The sequence below is a fragment of the Flammeovirga sp. AWQ4_249 genome (genome assembly GCF_056161045.1).
In genome coordinates, this window is the sequence record NZ_JBSWYJ010000018.1 from 1 (window position 1) to 25,720 (window position 25,720).

Genomic DNA, 25,720 nt, shown 5'->3' on the forward strand with positions numbered 1-25,720 from the left:
TGAGAATATGTTTTTTTTATGCAACTCAAAGTTAATTGAGATACTTAAACTTTTCTCACACTTTTTTAAACGTTTAGGACGCTATTGATTTGGTATGATCATTTTTTTCTTAGAAAAGTGTATTCTTTAGTGTTTATTATTTCAATTTGAACGGTATAATTTAATACTCCATTATTTATTACAACAATATTAGAGTTCAAAGATTTCTAGTACCTCCTTTTCATGCTCTTTTAAGTTTTCAGAATATTCTAAAGCATCCCAATCCAACAAGTCAATTTCATGATGATAATGTTTTTCAACTGTTTCTTCATGATCAAAGAAGTAAACTTTTTGATTCTCTGGATTTTCTAAATCAATAAGGTAAAAATCTCCTCCTCCATTCTCGCCAATACAAAATTTTTGTTTTATAAACTTATCAGTTTGATGAAAACCCAAATGCTGATTTATTACGATCAGTTGCTCTACATCACTATATAAGAAGAGCAAATCACCAATATTTTCTTTAAGTTTTAATAAGAGAGTTGGAAAATTTTTGACATATTCAACATAATGAACAGGTAGTTCAATATTCAAAGTTTGCTCAATTTTTTGTATGTCTTTTGAGTCCATTTTATTAGCGTCACTTTAAAAAATTCGAAGTTTTAATTATAGATTAAGATACAATCTTATTGAATAAAATCTCTTTATTTCATTCAATTAAGCTTTTTGATGATTAATTTATAGCATTTTTTATTTATTGGAAAAAGCAAAGAAATCTTACTGTATACTTGTAATTCTGATTGCTCCATTATTATGATCTAATTCATAAATAATCTTTCGGCGTACATATTGCGTCACTTCATTAGTATCTTTTCTAATGGTATAATTCAATGTAATTCTATTTTCATGAACACTTTCAATATATACTTCTGAAAATTTACCATCGGAGTATGATTTTAAATTCTGAGTCTTCCATAAACTGTCATTTTCTATGAAATTTTTATTAAAATCATACACATAAGATTTATGCGTCAATTTATTTTTAATAATCAATCGATCCATTCCATGCCAAGCTCCTGTAGATAATAGTAACCAATCTTTATACTCTTTTATTTGTTCATCCATCTTCCAATCACGTCCATAAAAACCTCCTGAAGTAAAATCTAAAGTGTCATTATTGTGATTAATATATTTGTAGTTAACATTGTATTGCCATGAATGTAGATCAGAATTATAAATTGATTTACAAATTAACTTCCCACCTATTTTTTGAGGAATCTCTACGGTATCATATTCAGTTCCAAAACCAAATCCTTCAAAAAAGAATAGTATGAGAAAACTAATTATAAAAACAGTAGTAATTATTAAAGTTAGTAAGCCAAATAACTGATGACTTTCATTTTTCTGTTTTTGATGAGAATAAAACCTGTAAGCTAAAGCTATTGGAATAGATAAGATCGCTACAACTATTACAACTAGTAAGGTTATTATTATTATAGACATTTGTAGTTTAGTTTGTATTTATCAAAAGATTTACCATCTGAAGTTTACATGCGTAGAATCACTTCTATTATTCAGAAATGATCTATCACTCTTTTAAGGTACAAATACCAATTGTATTTCTATTTCATACTGCTCTTTAACTTCTCTTACTTCTAAGTTTAAAACAAGATCACTTAAACCTTCATTTTCAGTAAATAGATCAACATAAACATTCCAATAATCTCCATAATACATATAAACTGATGTTTCCCAAGATTCTTCTGGTAGTTCTATTAAGGTTTCACCATAATCTTCGATATAATCTTTTATTTGTTTTATTGTAGTTTCTGAAACTGGTTTTAAATATTCTATTTGTCGTTTACAACCATAATCTTTCTCTACAAAACATTGTACAATATCAGCAAAAATTGGACGCCAATTATGAGGTATTGCTTTCTCCTCTTCTTCGTTCTTTTCCACAAAAATTTTGGTCATTTTAATGTGTAATTAATTCTGTATTCCAAATTTTATTATAAATAATGTATCAAAATTGGATACCAAATATCTAATTAGTAAAGTATTAGTTTGAAGCGTAATTAATTTAGAATCCATTATATACAAAAAATATTAGACACACATTGGAATAATAAATATAATATCCAATTTACATTATTCAAACAAAGAGTATAACTAAAATAATAATGATTACCTGTTGGGTACAGAAATAAAAAAACAAACTCATTTATATTATTTGTGTCTTTTCATATAATCTTTACTTAGCAAAAGCTATCAGGATAACATCTTTTAAAAGTGAAAATTTTAATTTAGATGAGAAGTTGTTCTTTCTTTTAAAAGGAGTAGTGAAAGGCCTTTACCATATTGATTCAACTCAAAATAACTTCCTTTATGTGAGTGATTTATAAAATTCACTAGTCCATGTTTGACTAATAAACGTTCCATTTCTATTTGTTCTGCATTAGAAATTTCAATACCTAAATGCACAAATATTTCTTCAATTGTATGCTGTTTGTATTGCTCTGCAAAAACTAAAAATTCGATTGTATTTAAGTTAGACTTTTCCATAGGAGTAAGGTTTTTAAATCGTTCGTTATAATTAATTAAACTAATTTACAAGCGAGTCGTTGCCAACTTTTAGTTATAAGAGATAGAAATAAGTTATATATTACCTAAAAGTAATGTGATTTTAATAACTAAAAGTAATAGTTAAACATTTAATCTTGAATTATTAAATAAGCTTTATCACTTTGATTCAATCTTACTGAAATAACTAGTTAAAATGAGTGATATTTATATATAATTGACGTAATTCTAGGGCACAATTATATTATTCTTACATATGACAGAAGGATAAAAAGATTATGTCCGCTACAAACGAGAATTTTATTACCTTGAGCGTGTTTTTGAAATTCCTGATATTATTATGCATTTTGAATCAGTTTATAAAAGTGATTATCACGAAAATTTATGGAATAGATCTAATCAAATATTGAAAACTGTTTGGACAACTCCACTCGACATGCCCGAAGAAGCCTATAGAAATGAAGTTGTTGAACAAATGAATATCACTGAGAAATACGCTCCTTCAAGAATGTTAGTGGACACAAAAGAGGCTTTCTATAATGTAATTCCTGAAACTCAAGAATGGATCAATGAGCGTTTTGTGGGTTTGGTGGAACAAGTTGGTCTGAAGAAAATGGCTTGGATTGTCTCTGAAGATTTCTTCGCTCAAGTTTCTTTTGATCAAGTAATGGATGATGCCAATGAACAACAAGCTTTTATGATTCAACATTTTACCAATGAAGTAGAAGCTTTAGAATGGCTATTAAGCAAATAATTATCACAAACTGAAACCAATTATCATGATTTTTAAAGCGATTGAATTTGCTGCTCGTGCACATAAAGGGCAGTACAGAAAGGGAACAAATATTCCATATATCTATCATTTGATGAATGTAATGAAGACTTTATGTGATTTGAATGTACATGAAAATTTAATTGCAGCAGGAATATTACATGATGTATTAGAAGATACTGATGTTTCTAAAAGGGAGATTTCACTCACCTTTGGGGAAGAAGTTTTGGATTTGGTTATTGGAGAATCTGAACCAAATAAATCTTTGCCTTGGCAGGTCAGAAAACAATACACCATCCGATATTTAGAACAAGATGCCACAGAAGATCAGTTATTAATTGCTACAGCTGATAAATTGGATAATGCCTTGATGATGATTGAAGATTATAGAAAAATTGGAGAAGAATTATGGCATCGTTTCAATGCTGGAAAAGAGCAACAAATGTGGTATTACAATTCAGTCGCAGAAGTAATTCAAAAAAGAGCAAATGAAATTGGCGGCCCACTTAAAAACCTTGCGGATCAATTGTCAGCGGTTGTCAAAGAGTTTAATACGCTTGTCAATTAATCATTTGTGAAAATTCTGAAAGTGGTGATCATCCTCACCAAAAAAGTGAATAATAATTTGAATTATTGTAAAAATTTCATTTTTGTACTTCAGAATTCTCTAAATGAAAAACTTAATTTACACTATACTACTCCTAACCTGTGCTTTCCATGTAAACGCACAAGAACAAACCTACAACGTCAGCATTTTTAGGAATGTTGAGTTTCCTAATGTGATCACCGTAAACAATGAAAATCTAAAACTAAACGGACACGGAATGCATACAGAGGGCATTTCTAAATTATTTGTATGTGGTCTATATGTTTTTGAAAGAACTGATGATCCTATCAAAATTATTTATGATGAACACTCCAAAATGATTGAATTAGTCATCACATCTAATCAGTTTCAGTCCGATAAAACCATCAAAGAGATTAAAAAGGTTCACAACGAAAACTTAGAACTGATAAAGTCTGGCGAGTTGAAAGACATGGTCGATAATATCAGTAAATATGAAGGTATCATTCCTCAAAATCTCATTTCCATTAATAAGAGATTTAAATCGTATTTTAAAGATGCTAACAAAGGAAATATTCAAATAATTCAAGAAGAAATAGAGCAGTTTTTAACTGTATTTGAAGAGGAAATAAAAGTGGGCGATCATTTTCGGTTTGCCTGTCAAGGAAATAGTATTGACATGTCAAGAAATAGTATTCCAATGGGAACTATTAAAAGTAAAGATTTTCAGAAAATTCTTTTGAGTATTTTTATTGGTAACCTTTCCTTTAATGAGTCTTTGAAGAATGATCTATTAACCAAATAAAAAAATGCTGTGCTTTTTGTTTAAGTACAGCATTTTTTTAATCTTCTTCAATGATATTGACGATAACTTCTTCATCATTAAACGCCTTTTCATAATCCAATTTAAAAATGTAACGCTTATTGGATTCCAGTAAAAAGTCTTCAGGAAGGTAAACTGACTTAAAAACTTGACCTACCAATGGACCTCCCCAATACGTTAATTCAATATAGTTTACCTCTCCAGTATATGTTAAAACATAGTTTTTTGAAACATTAAGATAAGCGTTGTCTTTATTATAAGACCTACTATATAAATCTATATCTGTATTTAGTCGAATACCAACATCTGTACACTCAAAAGTTTGATAAATCCCTTTTTTAAAGTTTACTCTTGCTGAACTTTGTATATCAGTTGGGTCGATTGACATCTGAGATGTGTCTATTATCTTTATTAATGATTGATTTGAAGATGTGTTTATTTGAATATTTACATCTTGATCTGTAATTTCAAATTGCTGATAACCAATAAAATTACCCTCATAAGACTCATTCATGAAGCTATCAGTATTACTCTTTCTCACAGAAACTACATATCGACCTTTGGGTAAATTTGATATTGTTAATTCATGATGAAAAGGATCATAATTTTCTGTAGCTCTATGGTCACTAAATACAGAGATATAATTAACCATCTCACAATAGCCATCACCATTTTCTTTAAATAAACGAATATGTTCAGATATTAAATACTTCTCCAAAAAGGAATTAAAATTAGAATTTTCTTCCGTTCCTTCTTCAAAAAAAGGAGTAATACCAGTAGAGAGATTTAAATTATATTGTTGTGCAATAGGTTCCTCACATGAAAAAAATAGTATGGAAAAAATTCCAAGAATAAAGTAACGTAGCATAGGAAGTAAAAAAAAAAGAAATTTGCTTTAAGCCACCAATTTTAATTAATTCTTCCCTATAACAAAACAATCATTAGAATTTTAACACCTTATGTTTCTAAATTATTAACCTCAATTCCAGTAACATTGAATACTAACCATTGGTTCCATATGAAAAATTTAAGTATTTTTAGCATGATCGTTGGCTGTTTATAGAGTAAACCCAAGAATTCATTATTTTAGATTAACCTAAAAACTATAACCCAATGATCAGTCATAAGCAATTATTCTATGTGATGATTTTCATGATTATCTTTTTTCAATGTAAGAAAGAATTTCAAGAAAAGTCAGCACCAATCTATACTGTCAAAGTAGAGAAAATAGAACCCAAAGAAGTTCAATCTTCCATGGAATTGTTTGGAGAAATCAAATCGGAAGGCAAGCATGATCACTCTTTTTTAATTGATGGTAAATTAATTTCTGTAAATGTCAAAGAAGGACAATCGGTGAAGAAAGGTACTGTTCTGGCTCGATTAGACACTCATGACTATCAAGAAGCTGTAAAAATTGCCAAGGCTCAACTAGATGAAGCCAATGATCAGTTGGGAAGGTTAACCAAAATGTACAAAGCTGGTAGCTTGGCAGAAGCTGATTATAATAAAGTTGTGTTCTTGCAAAAACAAGCAGAATCCAATTATACTCTCTATCAAAATAAATTAAATTATACTACGCTTAGAGCTGCAGTAAATGGAAAAGTAAGTAAAATATGGGTGAAAAATGGTGGCGGAATCTCTAAGGGCGAACCTATCGTTCGGGTGATCAACAACAGTACTGTCTTGGCTTCTGTAGGTATTCCAGAAAATAAAATTAATCATGTTGATTTAGACAAAACATGTAAGGTAATTATAAACGCTACTCAAGATACAATCCAAGGAAAAGTCGGAACGGTAAGTCCTACAGCCTCAAAAATGACGCGAACATTCCAACTTGATGTGGTTTTAGAAAACCAAGGTGATAAATTTAAAGATGGCATGCTTTGTCAAGTACAAGTTTTTGAAAATGATCAGGAGGAAAAAATAAGCATTCCAATTCAACTTATCATCAAAGATATTGACGGTCTCAATTATGTCTTCCTCAAAAGGAAAGGCTTAGCTCATAAACAAAGAGTGATTACAGGGAAAATCATTGGAAATAAAATCATCATCGAAAAAGGAATTTATGCCAATGATGAATTAATATTAAATCCTCCATTAAAATTGATGGATGGAAGTGCTGTTAAACTATAACAAATGAGTACATGTCAATTGTAAAACAAGCACTAGATCATAAGCAGATTATCCTAACTATCACTTTTTTGATTGTGATGTATGGTATTTTTTCATTGGAAACAATGCCTAGACGAGAGGATCCAAAATTTAATATTCGAGAAGGGTTAGTTGTTGCCTTTTTTCCCGGTGCTAGTAGTGCTGATGTCGAAAAACAAGTAACAAAGAAGATTGAAGATGTTCTCTTTAGTTTTGAAGAAGTCAATAAGGAAAAAACGTATTCGAATTCTCGTGAGGGTGTATTATATATCGTAGTAGAATTACAAGATTATGTTACGCAGGCGGATATTTTTTGGTCTAAACTTCAAAACAGTCTCAACTTATTACGTTTAGCTGAATTACCATCAGGAGTTGTGGGTCCCATTGTACAATCTGATTTTGGGGATACTGTAGCTTTGCTTGTTTCTTTTCAAAGTAAAAATAGAAGTAGCCGAGAAATCCAAGGATATGTAGATGACCTTTGTGATCAATTAAGACAAATTCCTTCTTTATCAAAAATTAAAAAATTAGGCTCCAAAAAGGAATGTTATTATATCAATGTAGACTACAGAAAACTAAGTCAATATAAAATTTATACACCCCAAATATTGGCCTCACTTTCCGGAGAAAATATGATTGTTCCTTCAGGAAGTATGAAAGTCAATGGACTAAATACCAAATTTATTAGTACGCACCAATTTGCCACCAAAGAAGATATCGAAAATCAAATCATTGCCAAGGGTGCTGCTGGGGATGCGATTCGTATTAAAGATATTGCCGAAGTTAAAAGAGGATTTCAGGACAATCATCAAGAAGTTAGAGTAAATGGCACGAATTCTATTTTGATTTCAATGGAAATGCAAAATGGTTTCAATATCGTTGATTTTGGAGAGCAAGTGGAAGGTATGATCGATACATTCAAAAAAGATATTCCAGACGATGTCACTATTGATTATGTTGTGAATCAGCCTGAAAATGTACGAGAAAGTATCAATGATTTTATTCGTGAATTCTTCATTGCTATTGTTTCTGTAATCATTGTTATCCTTCTTTTATTACCATTTAGAGTTGCCCTTATTGCTACATTGGCTATACCAGTTACCGTTGCTTTTACTTTTGGTATTTTGGATGGTTTAGGGATACAATTACAGCAAGTTTCATTAGCTTCATTGATAGTTGTATTAGGAATGTTAGTGGACGATGCAATTGTCATTGCAGATAATTATGTTGAAAAATTAGAAGAAGATCATGATCCTTATGAAGCGGCTTGGATGTCTGCAGATGAACTAAAAATCCCTGTTTTTACAGCTGGTTTGACTATTGCTGGAGCATTTTTGCCATTGATTGCATTATCGGGTGCTGTAGGTGAGTTTATTCACTCCTTACCGATAACTGTTGCAATTGCTATTAATGCCTCCTACTTAGTGGCGATGATGTTGACACCGTATTTGTGTTATACATTTATCAAAAAGAAATTCGAAAAGAAAGAGGCTGATAAAAAATCTATGTTGGATTACTTACAAGCATTTTTTGATCATATGATTGATCTTTCTTTTAAATATCCAAGATCTGTATTTGCTTTCTCTATACTTTCCTTTCTCGTAGGAGGTAGTTTATATTTTTTATTAAAACAGAAATTATTTCCTGCAGCAGAACGAAATCAATTTGTTATTGAAATTCGAACAAAAGAAGGATCTGATTTAGCAGTAACTGACAGTGTAACAAAAGCCATTGAAAAACATTTGGATGGCAATGATAAGTTGGTTAGTTATGCTTCATTTGTTGGTACTTCTTCTCCTCGATTCTATTACAATTATGCTCCTAAATTTCCACAATTAAACCTTTCTCAAATTCTTATCAATACAAAATCAATTGAAGCTACTGAAGAATGGGTTGTTGAATTGGAAAACACATTGCCTGAAAAATTTCCTCAGGCTGTTATCGATGTCAAAAAAATGCAGCAAGGAACTCCATATGAGGCGCCTGTTGAATTAAGAATTAAAGGGAAAGATTATACTACAATTCAAAGTATTGCGAAAGATATAGAAGCTATTCTAAGTGCATCTCCTTATTCATTTAATGTCAGAAATGACCATTTTGAAAATGAATTAAGCATTGAAATAAACACATATAAAAATGTAGCACATCAATTAGGTATTAGTGAAGCTACAATTATGAGGCAATTGACTGTGGCGTATTCTGGGCTTCCTGTAGGAACATTATGGGAAGGAAATACAGCTTTGCCAATTATTATTCAAGATAAAAATGTAAAAAATAAAGACATTGAAGCTGTCAAAAACTTTTATGTGACAAGTATTATATCGGGGGCTAGTATGCCGCTAATGGAAGTGGCTGAAATTTCACCAGCTTGGATGCCATCCAATATCAAACATCGAAATGGCGTCAATACTTTGACCGTACAATCGATGACAAAAGAGGATGTCCTTCCTTCTCAAGTATTGAATTCCATCAGAGACCAATTGGATGCTTACCCCATGCCGCATGGCTATAGTTTAGAAATTGGTGGAGAAGATGAAAGCCAAAGAGAAACATTTGCAGAAATGAATAAGGTTATTCTCTACTGTGTGTTTATTATTTTCTTGGTCATTCTTATGCAATTTAAAACGCTTAATCAAGTAGGAATTGTATTAGCTGCTATCCCTTTGAGTGTATTTGGTGCCTTTTTCGGATTATTACTTTCAGGATACCCATTTGGTTTTACGGCATTCGTTGGTTTGGCATCCTTAGTTGGAGTGTCTGTCCGTAATTCCATTATTCTTGTGGATTTTGCAAATGAATTAGTAATAAAAGAAAATCACACGATTAAAGAAGCTGCAATTGGTGCCGGTAAAAGAAGAATTCGCCCTATTTTCTTGACAACTATGGCCGCTGCCATTGGTGTAACTCCTATGATTATTTCAGGCTCTCCAATGTGGGCTCCATTAGCAACTGTTTTAGCAGTCGGCTTAATTTTCTCTATGTTTATGACCTTGTTAACGATTCCCGTATTGTATTGGAAATTTGGTTCGACGGATGTTTTAGAAAAACATATTGCAAAAGGAGCATCAATCATTCTACTGTTTTTCTTCTTCCTACCCAACTCTAGCCAAGCCCAAAATGTGATTCAATTAGAGGAATGTGTAGAGATCGCGAAGCAACAAAATCAAGATCTTCAATTGATTACTTTAGAGATTCAAAAAAAGGAAAAAGAAGTCGATAAAGTGACGGCGAACTATCTTCCTACGGTAATGTTGGATGGCGGTGTTTTTTGGTATTATCATACGGAAAGGACTACAGATGCTAGTTTGTCTGTCAATGAATTACCGTTGATTGGTGAAGTACCAAATATTCCTTTTGGTGCTGAATTTACCTTGGCGGAAAATAACACATTTTTGGGTGTAGCCAATCTGGGTATCTATCAGCCTATTTCGCAGATATTTAAGATTAAATCAGGCAGTGATGTCAAAACAATTGATCAAAAAATAATGCAAAATAAATACCGTGAAGCTGAACAAGAAATCCGTACTGGGGTCTCAAAATTATATGTTGGTATCGCTATTGAAGAATCTAAAGTAAAAACCTATCAGGAACAGATTGAATTAATTCAAAAGAAACTCAAAGATGTGCAAGTCGGCGTAGATGCTGGAGAAATATTGGATGTGTATGCGATTGGTTTACAAGCTGATTTATTTGATCATGAGTCAAAATTTCAACAGTCAAAAATTGATGCAGAAAAGTATCGATTGCAACTGAATACTATTTTAAATTTCCCTCAAGATTCTGTATGGTCAGTTGCACAAGTCTCCTATGATTCTGTAGGCGTGATGCAGCTCATCAACCTTGTAGAAGCGGATACTACAATCATTGCCCAAAATTATAAAGTACAAGAATCAAACTTAATGATAGATAAAGCAAAAGCTGGATTAAGTTATTACAAAAATGCGCATATTCCAGATATCACATTAACTGCACAAGGTTTTTACTTTGGCAATATTCCATTAATTCCCCAAACCAATGTATTAATTGGAGCGACTTTGAGCTGGCCGATTGTGCAATGGGGTAAGAAAAATAGAGATGTAGAGATTTCCAAGATTCAATTACAACAAGCCCAAATTCAGCAAAAGGAAAATAAAAGAGAAATCAAAAAAGATATCTTGGTCACAACTCAGGAATTGAAAAATGCTTTGACTATTTTAAAAACAGCACAACAAGCAATGACCTTCAGAAATAGAGAATTGAAAATTAAAAAAGATGCGTACGACAATGGCCTTTTGAGCTATAAAGATTATTCAGAGTGCCAAGAAAAGAATTTAGAAAGTCAAACATTGGTATTGAAAGCAAAAGCCAATGTGATTGTTAAAGAATATGAGCTGAGAGGATTGATTTATAATGAATAAAAAGAGGTTAGAAAGCCTCGCCTACTCTAAAATAAATACCCCAATCTCCTTTACCAACGGCTCCATCTAATCCTACATTCATATGGTTTTTGGGAAAAACAGTATAACGTAGACCAATTCCTCCTCCTGGTAAAATTTCACCGTTTTGAGAAGGATCATTTGCTCCACTGATTGTTGCTAAAGCAAAAAAGTAATTGATAGCCATTTTTTTATGGAAGTTCCAACGGTATTCTGCCTGTATATCATACATCGCATTACCTCTATACTTGGCTTGGGTATAACCACGGATGTCATTTCTCATTCCGACGATAAATTGTTGGTTGAAACTTAAGTCACCCACACCAAAACCCACAAAAAGACGCGTGGCCAATATATCTTTCCCTTTTCGAAATGGAATATATTTATTGAAGTCAATCATAATTTTTGTATTAGGCATAGTATTCCCAAAGGCTTCAGGACTCATGTCAACATTGATGTTTGAAATTTCTCCTTTCGTGGGGTAATACACACTATTTCTCCGATCAAATGAAGTCACTAATCCTAAAGTATGTAAGTCCAATCCTGCAGTGGTATCTGGTGCTATATCAAAAGTGGTCGAAAATCTTGTAAAACGATAATTAGCTCCTAAATAAAGTTGTTTATATACTCTTCTTTGTAATTCAAGTTTTGCAAAAGTTGCTCCTGCTTCGTAATCTAAAAAGATATCAATAGGTGCACCCAAATAGGTTTGATATTTAAAATCACCATGCCCTGCCACAACTGTTACTCTATAGTTATCTTGATTAAAAAAGAAACGAGAAAAACCCATCATCATCCATGATTTATTTGTTGACCAAAAACCAAGAACCCCAGTGAGTGAAGAAGGCGATAAAGTATCTTTTTTACTTAAGTTATACATTGCCATTGGTATTCCACCCATTGCAAATCCAATCGTTCTGTTGTAATTCAAAAATGGAACAGGTACCATTTGGATCTTTTTATCTGTACGTCTAATTTTCCCTCCAGATTCTCCGCCACCTCCTACTTGGGCATAGTTATTCTGGTGAAAAAGTAAGAAAGTTATTGCGAAAAAAAAGACAAGTTTTTTCATCAGAATGATAATGAGTTATTAGTTAGATTAATCGACTTTATCAATAAGAATTGATCAAAAAGATGAAGTGAATGATAATCTATATATAGTTAATTTTCAGAGAAATAATTTAACTAATCATCAACTGATTTACAATGTGTTAGCTTCTGATTATTAATAAAAGACTACTTATTCTTGAATAACAATAAAGTAATTCTACTAAAAAGGATCTTTTTATAATTTCTTGTTGTTTTTATAAGAGAATCATAACCTTTAACAACTATGAAATCAATTATCATCACATTACTATTAACCCTTTCGTCGGTTACATTTTCCCTTGCACAGCAATATCAAGGTTTATACATTATTGACAGTAAAACGCAATTACCAGTAATGTATATTGGAGCAATGACAGAGGAAGAACACTTTTCTGTAGATCATCAAAGTCTTCATTTTGACAGAGAAATTACTTCTACTGATATCGAAAAACACGCCAATGGCATTATTAATATGTTGGAACAATTCCACTTTGAAATTGTCGAAGATAGAAATGGAACTGTTTCTTATTATTCTTTTGAGTCGGATGAATACCATATTGAGCCTAGAACCTGGACGCCTTCTCTGACTTTAAACGACTAAGTCAAAAGGGTAAAAATTAAACCTCTTAACATTGAACAGTATCAACGTTAAGAGGTTTTTATATCATTTGATGTACTTTTCTGCTGTTTCGAAATTATGATAGCCAAATTTATAAACGGCAGCTAATTGAATTCTATTAAAAGATCCACTTGTTCCATTTTCTATTTCTCTCCTTGCGAAATTATATTCGGCCCCAAACATTAAGCTAGTTACAGGTTCATATTTTAAGTTAATAGAGGCACTATAGACAATTTTATTGGCTAATGGATTAATATTATCTGGATTAAAACCGTGTAAACCTGAAATGTTTATGGAAGAACTTAATTTATTTGTCCAAAAGTGATTGTACGCGATATAACCATTTATAGATTGGATATTTTCTAATTCTGACCCATTAAAATAGGCGCCTGCAAGTGTTCCAAAAGCAATATAACGACCTAAGCCCGTTCCATAAGTTCCCATAAATCGTAAGTCATCTTTTGTATTTCCAATTTTAATTAACCCTCCTGTTGAGATACCAAACCCTGCATTTCTAGCTTTATCAGGATAGTTACTTACAATTGTTCTTAAAATACCACTTACAGCGACGTATCCTCTTTTCTTAAGAGGGAATTTCTTTTGAACAGTCAATGCTGGAATGTAACCACTTTTAGATTGTAAGTTAGTCACCTCATCTGTAGTAGTAAGTGATGTCGGATTCTCTAAAGCAAAAGACCAGTTTTTATATTTATATCGAATTAATGCTTGTCGAATAAATACTAAACCTTCTGGAGCACCTGTAAAATCAATATCATTAGGGAGTACTACAATCATAAAATTACTCCAAGTTTGGCCTACTAATAAATTTCCCCATTCAAAATAAAAATGTCGAATTCTTGGAGAATAAGAGTTGGATACATTTTCATTTCCTTGAGAAGAAACCATAAAGTCCATTTCTAGAAATGAATGAATTTCTTTACCCAATATTTCACTAGTAATATCAAAATTGAACCTTGATTCTTTCGCATGAAAATAAGTATCATGAAAATGTTCTTCAGGTCCTACAGGAATCTGTGGAGGGAAAAGGAAATCTCTAATGATGCTATTTTTATTGACAGAACCATTTTTATAATTCGTATACATAAAATCCGTTTTCACGTACCCTCCATACTTAAATTCTACGGGATGTGTAAATGGCTTTTGTTTTTCTTCTTGTGCTGTTAATAGTAGAGAAATAGAGAGAAAAAGGAGTGTAAATAGTATCCTCATTATAGTTAATTTTAGTCTTTAAATTACATGATGAATTTAGTAAGAATAATTTTCAAAATCTATTTATAACACACTGTATTTAAGCACTATAAAAAGAATCTATTGGAGGGCAGCAACAATAAGTGTATTTTGTTATTAGATTATAAAAAGTAAACAGCTTAAGAATTAGTATCATAAATACTTTAAATTTCAAAAGATGAATAGATTAACTTTTGAGAACAATAGCTACAAAAAGTAATACAACAAAACGTTCTTGATTTTCTGAATATAGAACTTATTCAAGACGATCAGTGTTTATCTTCTTGTTAACCCTTATACTATTTTTTAAGATGAGCACAGATATTCTATTACTTGATGATGATAAGTTTATGCAAAAATTTATCAAGAATATATTATCCCTGAAGTACAATGTACATTGTTTTGGGACGATAAATGATGCGTCATCTTTTCTAGAAAAGAATAGTGTAGATGTTATTATTACAGATCTAAATTTAAAAGGAGAATCTGGGGCTACATTTATTTATGAAGTAAAAGAAAATAATCTGTTTGCCCATATTCCAATTATTACATTATCAGGAGAAGATAAAGCAAAAGTAAAAACCGAATTACAGCAATTTGATATAGCTGCCTTTATTTCTAAACCATTTACACCAGATATTCTCTTCAAAACAATTGGAGAAGTGATCTCTCCTAATCCAAATTCCAATGCTGGGTAATCTTATTTTATCTTTTTTAAATAATCTGACGGTGAATGACCAAATTTCCTTTTAAAAGTAGTTGAGAAATGTTGTACCATTGGAAAGCCATACTTCTCAGAAATTTCAGAGATAGAATATCTACTTTTCAATAAATCTGACTTTATTGATTGCATTTTTACTTCATTGAAGTAATTGATTGGATTATTACCAAAAACTTCTGAAAACATACTTCTTCCTTCATCAGAGTCTAATTTAGCATTTTTCAGAAGTTGATCTACATCAGGCTTCTCTCCTAAATTATCAACTAATTTGTTTCTGAATTTAAATAATCGAGAAAGATTTTCACCATCTACTTCTTGTGTTTTTCTTACAGATGGAATTTGTATATTTTTCAATGCGTTCAAGAAGATGTAATAGAGTTCTTGCATTTTTACAGGAAGAATTTTTGCTCTTAGAACTTTTGAATATCCTAATACTTCCTCCAATCCCATTTTGAAAGCTTTTATATCTCTATGTTCATCAAAATATTTTAAGAAATGAGTAGATGAAAGATGGTATTCCGCTATTTTTTCCTCATCTATTTCTCGAAAGGTTTCCTCAGAAAAAAAAATATTAATATTATGAAGTTTCTCCCCTTTTTTCACACTATTATTTAACACAATATCTTTTGTACAAACATAAAATCCATCACAAGGAAAAGAGGATAAGACATCTGTTTTCTCATTACGAATTTTAATTTCATTGTTAAAAAACGAGGCGATATAATTGAAATAAAAGGAACTACTATAATCAAATTCGAAAGATATATCTTCTTTTGCATCAATATGAAAATACATGAAGTAGATACCTGGATGGATTTTATAGAAAAAAATGAAGCCTTCACCTTTTTGACTATCAATTTTCAATAAATTAGGATGTATAAATTCTCCTTCAAAAAAATCCTGCAACCATTGTTTATGTTGGTTATAGTCTTGTATTTTATCTCTATACATTATGCAAAAAAGTAATTGATAATCCGATATTAATATTCTAATAGATCTTTCAAATTCTGAAATTAGAAAAAAATTAGCAGTAACAAAAAGGCTACCTAACATTTGGTAGCCTTTTTGAGATAATTTTCACTTTGATTAAAATAAATATTTAGTCTGTCCGAATTAGTTTTAGCTTAGTTATAAGTAAATTAGTTCTAGTGTTTTAGCTTGATATAAATGTCTAAAAATGAAATGTTTTATTCAAAAAAACGCATCCACATCTTTTCACAAATAATACTACATTTTTACACATGATCATTTTAACCAATTGGCTATCAGTTTATTAACATATCACTTCAATACGCTTTATTATTGTTTTACCCACTTTTCATTATAGGTAAATGCAATATCAAGTTGAATATTTTTTGAGATTTTTACGATATCATTATAAACCATCTCTCTAAATTCATCATGTTTCTCTGTAGAATCATAGAAATTATCACTTTCTTTATTTAATAATATCACAACCAAAACATAAATTTCTCTTCCTGTTTTTGTGATCATATTGTTATAATCAAGGATATCCTGTTGACGATAGTATTTCTGAATTGCTTCATTAACAGCATTCGTAATATCATCATTTGCTGACATTAGAAGTAATTCTCTAATGGAATTTTTAATCGTATCATAAGGCATTTTGATGATGGATAACAACAAGAGTATAGTAACAATTGGATCCACATAAGGAATGAAATCTGGGTACTTATCTTTCAATAAGAAAGCACTAATAAATGACACTCCCATACCAGCAGTCAATAAAGTATCCATCACCCAATTTGTTGTTTCTACACTAATGATTGGAGACTTAATTTTTTTCTTTTGGATATAGAATATAAAAGTCATTAGAATACAACCACTTAGACAGATGATGAAATAAATCATAGAACTGTCAAAATCCACTACATTCCCTCCTTCAATGATGGAGTTTATACTTTCAAAAGCACCAAAAATGATAACCATAAGAATTAATAACCCTCTGAAAAGGTTAACCAATGGTTCATATGAAGCATATCCAAAAGGATGTGATTTTGATCCAGGTTTTTCGATAAGACGTAACACGCCAATCGATAAAAACGACATAACTGCCAATAAGGTAGAGTACATTCCATCCGTTAAGATTGCTGATGAATTTGCCTTATAGCCAAAATATAATCCAGAAAGGGCTAAAATAGTATTCATCACTAAGGATAGTGACATCACTTTTTTTTCGATTGAAGTGGTATTTTCCATGTTGTTTTGTGTCAGATAATATTCAACTATAATAGACGACAAATCACAATTTTAAACTATAATAAATTAACTTTAAAATTTAATATTCTGCTTAAAATGTAGAAGAGAATTTTGAAATACTAACCATAAATACTACAATTTTATCAAAAAAATTATTTCAATAAACTTATCAAATTATTAAAGTGAAATTAGATAAAAAAACGCATCCAAGATTTCAACTTGAATGCGTTTACTTTTAATGTAGATATTTTTGTTAATTTCCTTCACTTGCTGCTTTAAAGGCATTCCAAGACTCATCAACTTGTACTAAGTTATGTTTTTGCTCATATTCTTTATAAAGTGCTAACATTTTCTGGAATTTATCAGGCATTTCTTTTTCTAAAAATTTACTTTCAGAAGGATCAGTAACAACATTGTAAAGATGCCATTCTCCATCACCAAACATACCTTTTCTTACTTTCATTAATTTATAGCTTCCCATCATCAAGTAAGCATTTCCAAATAATTCAAAGGCATACCAATCATCATCTTCTCTTACTTTTTCTGCTTTCCCTTCTAAGAATGATCGAGCACTTTTTCCACTTGGCGAAACGACTTTTTTTCCTTTATAAGTTGTACCGGGGTGTTTTATTCCTGCATAATCTAAAATAGTCATAGGTAAATCTTTTACAGACATCGCAATATTGGTGATTTCACCTGCTTTCTGATAGTTATCTTCTGTGGCACCTGGAGGAACAATGATCATAGGAACTCGAATACCACCTTCACCAATAAACCATTTCCACCAAGATAAGCCACCAGTTGCCGCATTTGCCCAAGATGTACCAATGTAATTACATGAATTAGCAGTTCCGATGGCTTCAAAACTTGTATCATAATTATTCGCAATCCAATCTCCAAAGACTTTATTTCCAGTATTTGGATTTTCAGCTTCCATTCCTTCAGGTCCATTATCAGAGAGGTAAACAATCATTGTGTTTTCTAATTCCCCTGATTCCTTTAGATAATCCAAAATCTGCCCTATTCTATTGTCTTGGTCTTCAATTTCGGCTGCATATGTTGCGAAAATTTTAGCTTGATATTTTTTTTCATCTTCAGACAATGCATTCCATTTCTTTACTAAATCATTTTCTGGAGCAGGTTTAGCATTATGAGAAATTAATCCTCTTGTTTTTAGTTGTTCATATCGGTATTGTTTTAATCCTTCATACCCTTTCTCTAAATAGAATTTATAATGTTTCTCAACTAATTCAGGAGGTGCTTGTATAGGAAAATGGGCTGTTGTAAAAGCCATCCAAGAAAACCATGGTTTTCCATCTTCATGTGATTCTTTAATAAATTTCAACAATTGATTTGTATATAATTCACCAGAATACACTCCATCTGGACGGTTATATTTTTTACCATTCAAAGTCCAATGTTCTTCAAATTTTTTATTCATAAAATCTGGATCCGAAAATATTGGAGTCATTCTTAAGTTGTTCCAGTGATTAGATCCTCCAGAAAGGATTCCGAATTCTTTGTTAAAACCCCAATGCATTGGTCCATATCCACCTGCTGATTCACCACCTAGATGCCATTTACCAACTTTAATTACATCATATCCTTCGTCATTAAATAATTGAGAGATGGTCACTGCATTTTCAGTTAAAAACCCTTCATAACCTGGTTTCCCTTTTGAAGCAGGATAAAAAGAATAATCAAAGGACCCTAAACCAACTTCTATATTATTACAACCTGTAATCAACATAGATCGAGTTACAGAACAAACCGGAGAAGAATGAAAATTTGAAAATCTTACACCAGCTTTTGCTAATCGGTCAAAATTAGGTGTTTTAATTTCCGAACCATAAACACCTAAATCGCCAAAGGCAATATCATCACCAATTAACAATAAAATGTTGGGCTTACTCTCTTTTGCTACTTCAGCAGAGTTCTGAGTTGATGTTGATGGACTACAACTTAAAGTTAAGCTTATCAGAAATAAAGTTAGATATCTTAAAATGGGGTACATATCAATTTCAATAAATTAGATTGCTCTTGAATAATTATTTATTAAAAAAGATATTAAAAATTGTAATTGAACTAAAAAAATCGACACACTATATTACTGAATATTAATTGGGTACAATTTTTTATAATTACATTTCATCTATCATTTTTTTTCTAAAGAAAACAATAGATTTAATAAAAAATTTGAATGCTGTCCCAAAAAAAATGAGTATTATAGAATAGAATATTATGAAAGTTTACCCTTTACATAACATTAAGTAACCATTTTAATGAAAGTTTTTTTTGTATTTCTATTTTGCATTGGTTTTATTAATACTTCACTTATTGCTAGTGATTCACTGAAATATAGTTATCCTGATGATCATGTTTTTTATAAATTTGAGACCTATGATAGTATAGAATATTCTTTAAGTACTCCATACCATACAATTCATACTCAACTAGAAAATTTAGAAGAAAACAATTATCATCCAGAAGTAGCAGCACAAGTTTTTAATGACGCTAATTTTTCTTTAGAAGACAGAAAAAAATTAGCTATCAAATTAAAATTAATCTTTTTTCAAAGAGGGATATATCTCAACTCACAAGAATTTCCATTAACTAAAAATTACATTGATCAGAGGACAAAAACTACCCGTTATTTTATAAGTAATAAATTAAAAAGCATTTACTTAGAAAAAATGAGTGATGGTAGTTGGAGGTATTCAGAATATTCAACGAATAGAATTAATCAATTATTTAAGGAAACTTACCCTTCTTTTACAAGTAATTTTGTTCTTTTTGCTACAGCTATTCAACAATCCAAAAAAGCAGATTTTTTAGGTATTAATTTCTTACAAATTATAACAATCCTAGGTCTTGGAATTTTCACCTATCTATTTTATTTCTTGACAAAATGGGTTACTATCAAAATCATAAGGATATTATTACCTAAACTTCATAAAGAACATTCAACAAAACTCATTTTACCAAAATTTAGGCATCCTGTAGCCATGATGACTATCTCCGCTATTTGGTATTATATCGCTCCTTTTATTTTTTTTACAGACGAGATTATTGAAATCTCAATGACTATACTAAAGTTATGTTTCTCGTTCTATTTGACAGAATTCTTATTTTATTTAGGAGATTTATTGGTTATGCAAACGGAATCATATCTCAATAGAAAAGAAGGTTTAGATACTAATTTAGTTCCTGTACTCCGCGTATCTTTTAGAATATTTTTTATCATTGTTGGTATAGTTATCACCCTTAGAGTATTTGGTGTTGATGTCACAAAACTTGTTGCTGGTATCTCTTTTGGTGGAGTCGCTTTGGCGTTTGCTGCTCAAGATACCGTCAAGAATTTCTTTGGATCAATAATGATATTAACTGATCAACCTTTTAAAACAGGAGATTGGGTAAAAATAAATACTGAAGAAGGAATTGTTGAAGAAATTGGGTTTAGGACTACAAAAATTAGAACCTTTACAGACTCTGTTTTAAATATTCCCAATGGTGTTTTAGTAAATGGTAATATTGATAACTTAGGAAAAAGACACTTCCGAAGATTTACGACAAACTTATCGATTCCTTACAATACACCTGTAGATAAGGTAGAAGAATTTATGAAGAAGGTTGAGAATTGTGTCCTAGATCATCCAAAAACGAAGAAAGATTTTTATCAAGTAAGATTGAATAATTTAGCAAAAAGTTCATTAGATGTACTTTTGTATGTCTATTTTGAAACACATAGTTGGACAGAAGAATTAAAGGATAGGGAGATGCTTTTACTAAAAATATTAAGAGCAGCTGAAAGTATTGATGTTCCTTTTGCCTTCCCTACTCAAACTATTTATGTTGAAAAAGGAGATTCAACAAACGACGAAGAGATGACGAATTAAAAAAATCCTTTTACACCTAAACTAAAATTTCTTCCAGGTGCATTAATTCCCGAGCTATAAGTTCTATAACTTAAATCAAAAATATTATCAATATTTAGATGAATTTCTGCAAAATCTTTAAGACGTAAACTACCTTGAAAATTTAAGGTCCACCAAGACAGTGCACCATCATGTGCATATAAATACGGTTTTTCTTGTTCAGTTGGTGCTAAATCTTCGTAGGCTATTCCTCCACTAAATAAGCTCGAAAGACCCAAATGCCATCTTGTTGTAGTATAATTTAAAGCAACTTTCCCGAAGTTTGGAGGAATATGTCTCAATCTATCATTATTCGTTCCTAAATCCTCTCCATATGTTAAAGTATACGCTGCTATAATAGATAATTCTTCTGTGATATTTGCATTCGCTTTTACAGAGAAGCCATAAATTCTAGCTTCACCTGTATTTTGTAAGGCATATACTGCATATTTATTACCTTCAATACTGACAGAATCTTGACCTTGATACTGATATGGACCTCTTACCATCGCATTTTGTAACCAAGAATAATAACCGACAGCACTGAGGAGAATATCATCACCAAACTTTCTTTCTACCGTCGCATCTAATGTATATACATCTGTTGGTTTTAAATTTGGATTCGGCATAACTAAATCATCTTTAGAAGGGTTATACACTTTACCAATATCATCAATATTTGGAGCTTTAAATCCTTTTGCAAATTGTCCTTTAATTTGCCAATTATCATAATGATATGCTATACCTAAACTACCTGTAACACTTCCAACAGCATAATTAAAAGTATCGTAAGGTAAGTTGAGATTTTGTGAAACCGGATCAGTATAATCTGCCTTAATCAATGTTTGTGTATACCTAAGACCAAGAGATGCTGTAAACTTTTCACTAAAATAATATCGGCCTAAACCATAAATACCATAGGTTCCATAATTACTTCCTCCTCCTGCATATCTAGGTAATGTAGCCTCCTTATGTTGGCTATTTATATTTACATTATAAGCCTTTGAAAAAACATTATTATAACTCCCTTCTAATCCATAAGCTACATCCCATGAAGGGTTTATTTTTTTAAAGAAATCAAGATTAATTGAATATACATCAACATCCACATAATCATCCGTACGAGTAGTACTATTAAATTTTTTGTTATGTCGATCTTCTTGGACAAATTGATAAGAAAGGGTTGTCTTAAAATGATCAAATAAAGCTGAATTCGTTTTAAGTTTTAATTTTAATGAATTCATCAACCAATATTGAGGACCATAATACCACTCTGAAAATTTAGGTGTAGTTACTCCATAAGGTGTTATCAATTGGTTATTATTGACGCCAATAATATCTTGTGAAGTTACATTTATTGCATTTCCATTATCATCCTTTATTGTATTTAATTCAGTCAATCTATCATATCTAGGAATATCAGATGTCGTAGTTAGATGTAATGCATATGTTATATCTAAATTCTCTGTAGGCTGAAAACGAAACTTTTGAAGTGTACTAAATTGTTCGTAGCCAGAATATTTTTGTAATTCAAGGTTAGCAAAATTGTTTACAATGATATCTTGCCCCTGTTCAGCTTTTACATAAAATTTTCTTTCTCCAAATTTATCTTGTTTATCACGGTACCAAGTTCCAGATTTAAGGTCTTTAAAAGAACTGTATGAAGCTGTTCCTAACCATGAAAACTTCTCTTTCTGGTAATTTAATTGTACGGTACCCATACCTTCACCAGTAGCTGATGAAAACCTTAAAGCAGAATTACCATGTAATTCGTTTTTATCCGAAAATTGAGGTTTTTTGGTATGAAAGTCAATCACGCCACCTAAGGCATCACTACCATATATAACACTTCCTGGACCAAAAATAACTTCAACATTTTCAACATTATTGGGATCAACACTTAATATATTCTGTAGATTACCATTTCTATATATAGCATTATTCATTCTAACGCCATCTACAACAAGAACAATTTGGTTGGCAGCAAAACCTCTAATCATTGGGCTTCCTCCACCCATTTGACTCATTTGAACAAATACTTCTCCTGTATTGGCTAAAATATCAGCTGATGTTCTTGGAAGTTCATTTTGAATTTCATCACTTCTTACTACAAGAATTTGTTGTGGGTTTTCACTAGCACTTTCTTCCCATTTATTCGCACCAATGACGACTTCATCTAAAGATGTAATTTTTTCTTCTAAAAAGAGGGTTGTAAATTTTGAAAGGTATTCTTTGTCAACAGCTATCGTTTTATAATTGATATGAGAAAATGTAAATCTATTGCCATTATCTGGCAACGTAAATGATCCATCACTTTCTGATATCGTACTTTCTCCTGATTCATTAATGATAAAAACACCTTCAATTCCTTGATGCATAGCATTTTTAACCTTGAATTGCTGTTCTTGTGCAACTGCAAAAAAAGGGAATAATACGAATAAAATTAGATAGTATATTGAAAAGTATTCCTTCATAAAGGAGATTGATAAAGTTTGCCTCAGATAAATAAAATTAGAGGCACAATTTTAAGAAATTAACTTTTAAATAAAAAGTTATATTCTAGTATTCATTTAAGTACAAAGAAGTATTTCTAAATATATAAGCCTATTTTTTAGTAAATCATTCCGTTTACATATAGCATTAAAAGAATGTAATACTATTTCTTTTTTCAGTACAAAATATATCACACATTACTTGGCTAAGAATGAAATAATAGCATTTGTATCATAATAGATTGTTAAGTATTTACTCTTCTTTGAAGGCTTTTTAATTTTTAATACTAATATATTTCCATTCTCTTCTGCATTTAATTCTTGAAGATAAGCATCTGAATCATAGGCGTAATAAAACTTATTAGGATCCAATGAGGTAGTAAGCTTGATCTCCACACCATTTTTTGTCGAAACACTAGATGCAATTGGTGCTATTAGCTCAGTATCTTTTGTAACAGTAGAATTATAATATACTGGTTGATTAGCAAATTGTTCTAATGTTTTATCACATAACAACCATTTCTTATCTTCTGGATAATGGTTTCTAAAAAACTGTTCAGGAGTTCCTTTAAAAAAAACTGGATTATAGAACCATTGAAATTGCATGTTCTCATCAATATATCCTGCACCCCATGTAACGTCTACTAAATACCATTTCTCATCTAATTTTATAGCATTCCATGCATGATCTGAATGACTATACTTTCTAGTTAAATCAGATAGATAAACTCTTGAAAAACCTGGGACAACTTCACATTCTATAGCTAATTCTTCACATGTCAATTTGAAAAGTTTAGAATATCCATCACAAACACCTTTCTTTTCATTCAATGTTTTGTTGCCTACATCCAAAAGAAACTTTCTTTCAATTTCTTTTTTCTCTTTCTCAGATCTATAGGTATAGCTATACGCTTTTTGATTGTACATCTCCTTTACATCATATCGAATATTATGAGCCATCCAACAAAACAATGCTCTTGTTTGATCTTCTTGTGTATTAAAATCAGATTTTATTCTTGATGCTAGTTTTTCAATGGTTGCAAATTTTTTGGGGTAACTATTAATGACAACTTCATCTACTTTATTTTGTCCAATAACAGAAAGGGATATGAGGAAAATAATAAAAATTGTTAGACCTGTCTTATATAAGTTCATCAGTATAGTATAAAATATTTCAGATGGATGTTTAAAACAAAGATAGTAGTTACTTATGATTTATTGTAAATAAAAAATTCATTTCATAAAATACTCGTTTTACTTTTGTCATAAACTAAGCTATTATCAAAAGAATTAGTTAAACTCCTTATTTCGCAAACTAAAAAAGACTTCACAATGTGAAGTCTTTCTTTTTTAAATATCATCTTTATAGATGAGGGACATTTTATTATGATTGTGAAAAAGTATTTCTGTCTTTTCTGTTTCTTTCAAGGCTGATATAAAGGTTCTGAAAAAAAGATCTTTTTCATTATTCCTCAATTTTTCTAAATTTAATTCTATAGTATTTTGATTATAAAATGAGATTATAAGTTTTTCATTTACCAATTTATATTGATCTATTTCATCTTTATTTAAAAATACTTTATCATTTCCTTGAACTTTTAGTGTAATCGAATTTAAATCCCACTCTATTGAATTCTTTTTCTGTAATACTATATATAAACTTACTAAGCTAAATAAAAATAGCAGAATAGTACCAAATTTTGCCTCTTGTTGATTTAATGGATAAAGCATTAAAATCATTAAACTTAGAATGGGTATTATTAAAAATAACTTCTGAGAGAATGAATACTTGTAATAAAAGGTACGTTTATAGATTCGTTTCATTTTATGGTCATTTAGGTTGTAAAAAAAGATCATAAGTACTATTTGTATTCCGCAAATTGCTAATAAAATAGATATTAAAATATTTAGAACATGTTGTTACTTCTTTACAATATACTAAATATATCTTTGAATTTCAAATAGTTACAAATTGTACCAGTAATTAAAAAAGCCATTACTACGAATAGTAATGGCCTTTGTCGATCTCAAAATTTCAATTATTTATTTAGTTTTTTATGAACTTTTTTGAACCTAACACTTTACCTTCGATGTAAAAGGAAATAAAATACATACCATTTGGCAGATTA

The 25,720-nt window shown here is 30.6% G+C and carries 21 protein-coding genes; 8 read left to right on the forward strand and 13 right to left on the reverse strand.

The features are described from left to right. Positions 1-189: 189 nt before the first annotated feature. From ACXAHM_RS14230 to ACXAHM_RS14245, 4 genes are all read right to left on the reverse strand, one after another. Positions 190-609 carry an SMI1/KNR4 family protein gene (locus ACXAHM_RS14230; RefSeq protein WP_474961118.1) on the reverse strand — a complete coding sequence of 140 codons (420 nt, stop codon included), beginning with the start codon at positions 607-609 and terminating at the stop codon, positions 190-192. Positions 610-756: 147 nt separating this feature from the next. Then, positions 757-1,482, reverse strand: a complete 726-nt coding sequence (locus ACXAHM_RS14235; protein WP_474961119.1) for a hypothetical protein — start codon at positions 1,480-1,482, stop codon at positions 757-759. Between the two features lie 93 nt (positions 1,483-1,575). Next, positions 1,576-1,956, reverse strand: coding sequence for a DUF7668 domain-containing protein (locus ACXAHM_RS14240; RefSeq protein ID WP_474961120.1), 381 nt, complete (start codon positions 1,954-1,956; stop codon positions 1,576-1,578). A 324-nt stretch (positions 1,957-2,280) separates the two neighbouring features. Then, positions 2,281-2,544 (reverse strand): hypothetical protein, encoded by a 264-nt coding sequence (locus tag ACXAHM_RS14245; RefSeq protein WP_474961121.1) that lies wholly within the window; start codon positions 2,542-2,544, stop codon positions 2,281-2,283. Positions 2,545-2,902: 358 nt separating this feature from the next. Here ACXAHM_RS14245 and ACXAHM_RS14250 point away from each other — a divergent pair, with 358 nt between their 5' ends. From ACXAHM_RS14250 to ACXAHM_RS14260, 3 genes are all read left to right on the forward strand, one after another. Beyond that, complete coding sequence (locus ACXAHM_RS14250) at positions 2,903-3,316, forward strand: hypothetical protein (RefSeq protein ID WP_474961122.1); 414 nt, start codon at positions 2,903-2,905, stop codon at positions 3,314-3,316. 25 nt (positions 3,317-3,341) lie between these two features. Beyond that, positions 3,342-3,902 (forward strand): HD domain-containing protein, encoded by a 561-nt coding sequence (locus ACXAHM_RS14255; RefSeq protein ID WP_474961123.1) that lies wholly within the window; start codon positions 3,342-3,344, stop codon positions 3,900-3,902. A gap of 103 nt (positions 3,903-4,005) precedes the next feature. Further along, the gene (locus tag ACXAHM_RS14260; RefSeq protein WP_474961124.1) at positions 4,006-4,704 is read left to right on the forward strand and encodes a chalcone isomerase family protein; all 699 of its coding nucleotides are present in this window, start codon (positions 4,006-4,008) and stop codon (positions 4,702-4,704) included. Between the two features lie 37 nt (positions 4,705-4,741). On the opposite strand, the gene ACXAHM_RS14265 is transcribed toward ACXAHM_RS14260, so the two are convergent. Next, positions 4,742-5,590 carry a hypothetical protein gene (locus ACXAHM_RS14265; protein ID WP_474961125.1) on the reverse strand — a complete coding sequence of 283 codons (849 nt, stop codon included), beginning with the start codon at positions 5,588-5,590 and terminating at the stop codon, positions 4,742-4,744. A 245-nt stretch (positions 5,591-5,835) separates the two neighbouring features. On the opposite strand from ACXAHM_RS14265, the gene ACXAHM_RS14270 reads away from it, so the two are divergent. Together ACXAHM_RS14270 and ACXAHM_RS14275 are read left to right on the forward strand one after the other, a co-directional pair. Next, entirely contained in the window at positions 5,836-6,855 is a 1,020-nt protein-coding gene (locus ACXAHM_RS14270) for an efflux RND transporter periplasmic adaptor subunit (protein WP_474961126.1), read from the forward strand. An 11-nt stretch (positions 6,856-6,866) separates the two neighbouring features. Then, the gene (locus tag ACXAHM_RS14275) at positions 6,867-11,270 is read left to right on the forward strand and encodes an efflux RND transporter permease subunit (protein ID WP_474961127.1); all 4,404 of its coding nucleotides are present in this window, start codon (positions 6,867-6,869) and stop codon (positions 11,268-11,270) included. 7 nt (positions 11,271-11,277) lie between these two features. Here the strand turns inward: ACXAHM_RS14275 and ACXAHM_RS14280 are convergent, their stop codons facing one another. Then, positions 11,278-12,360, reverse strand: coding sequence for a BamA/TamA family outer membrane protein (locus ACXAHM_RS14280; RefSeq protein WP_474961128.1), 1,083 nt, complete (start codon positions 12,358-12,360; stop codon positions 11,278-11,280). Positions 12,361-12,621: 261 nt separating this feature from the next. Here ACXAHM_RS14280 and ACXAHM_RS14285 point away from each other — a divergent pair, with 261 nt between their 5' ends. After that, positions 12,622-12,978 carry a hypothetical protein gene (locus ACXAHM_RS14285; protein ID WP_474961129.1) on the forward strand — a complete coding sequence of 119 codons (357 nt, stop codon included), beginning with the start codon at positions 12,622-12,624 and terminating at the stop codon, positions 12,976-12,978. Positions 12,979-13,041: 63 nt separating this feature from the next. Here the strand turns inward: ACXAHM_RS14285 and ACXAHM_RS14290 are convergent, their stop codons facing one another. Continuing rightward, entirely contained in the window at positions 13,042-14,226 is a 1,185-nt protein-coding gene (locus ACXAHM_RS14290; protein WP_474961130.1) for a DcaP family trimeric outer membrane transporter, read from the reverse strand. 329 nt (positions 14,227-14,555) lie between these two features. On the opposite strand from ACXAHM_RS14290, the gene ACXAHM_RS14295 reads away from it, so the two are divergent. Beyond that, positions 14,556-14,942 (forward strand): response regulator, encoded by a 387-nt coding sequence (locus tag ACXAHM_RS14295; protein WP_474961131.1) that lies wholly within the window; start codon positions 14,556-14,558, stop codon positions 14,940-14,942. 2 nt (positions 14,943-14,944) lie between these two features. Here the strand turns inward: ACXAHM_RS14295 and ACXAHM_RS14300 are convergent, their stop codons facing one another. From ACXAHM_RS14300 to ACXAHM_RS14310, 3 genes are all read right to left on the reverse strand, one after another. Beyond that, positions 14,945-15,916 (reverse strand): helix-turn-helix transcriptional regulator, encoded by a 972-nt coding sequence (locus tag ACXAHM_RS14300; RefSeq protein WP_474961132.1) that lies wholly within the window; start codon positions 15,914-15,916, stop codon positions 14,945-14,947. A 348-nt stretch (positions 15,917-16,264) separates the two neighbouring features. Then, entirely contained in the window at positions 16,265-17,185 is a 921-nt protein-coding gene (locus tag ACXAHM_RS14305; RefSeq protein WP_474961133.1) for a cation diffusion facilitator family transporter, read from the reverse strand. Positions 17,186-17,438: 253 nt separating this feature from the next. Then, entirely contained in the window at positions 17,439-19,199 is a 1,761-nt protein-coding gene (locus tag ACXAHM_RS14310; RefSeq protein WP_474961134.1) for an arylsulfatase, read from the reverse strand. A gap of 268 nt (positions 19,200-19,467) precedes the next feature. Here ACXAHM_RS14310 and ACXAHM_RS14315 point away from each other — a divergent pair, with 268 nt between their 5' ends. Next, positions 19,468-21,081, forward strand: a complete 1,614-nt coding sequence (locus ACXAHM_RS14315) for a mechanosensitive ion channel family protein (protein ID WP_474961135.1) — start codon at positions 19,468-19,470, stop codon at positions 21,079-21,081. On the opposite strand, the gene ACXAHM_RS14320 is transcribed toward ACXAHM_RS14315, so the two are convergent. The 3 genes from ACXAHM_RS14320 to ACXAHM_RS14330 form a co-directional block, all read right to left on the reverse strand. Beyond that, positions 21,078-23,573, reverse strand: a complete 2,496-nt coding sequence (locus tag ACXAHM_RS14320; protein WP_474961136.1) for a TonB-dependent receptor — start codon at positions 23,571-23,573, stop codon at positions 21,078-21,080. The two genes, ACXAHM_RS14315 and ACXAHM_RS14320, sit on opposite strands and share 4 nt — an antisense overlap. Before the next feature lie 216 nt (positions 23,574-23,789). Beyond that, the gene (locus tag ACXAHM_RS14325) at positions 23,790-24,746 is read right to left on the reverse strand and encodes a transglutaminase domain-containing protein (RefSeq protein ID WP_474961137.1); all 957 of its coding nucleotides are present in this window, start codon (positions 24,744-24,746) and stop codon (positions 23,790-23,792) included. A 195-nt stretch (positions 24,747-24,941) separates the two neighbouring features. Beyond that, positions 24,942-25,415 (reverse strand): hypothetical protein, encoded by a 474-nt coding sequence (locus ACXAHM_RS14330; RefSeq protein WP_474961138.1) that lies wholly within the window; start codon positions 25,413-25,415, stop codon positions 24,942-24,944. Positions 25,416-25,720 lie beyond the last annotated feature (305 nt).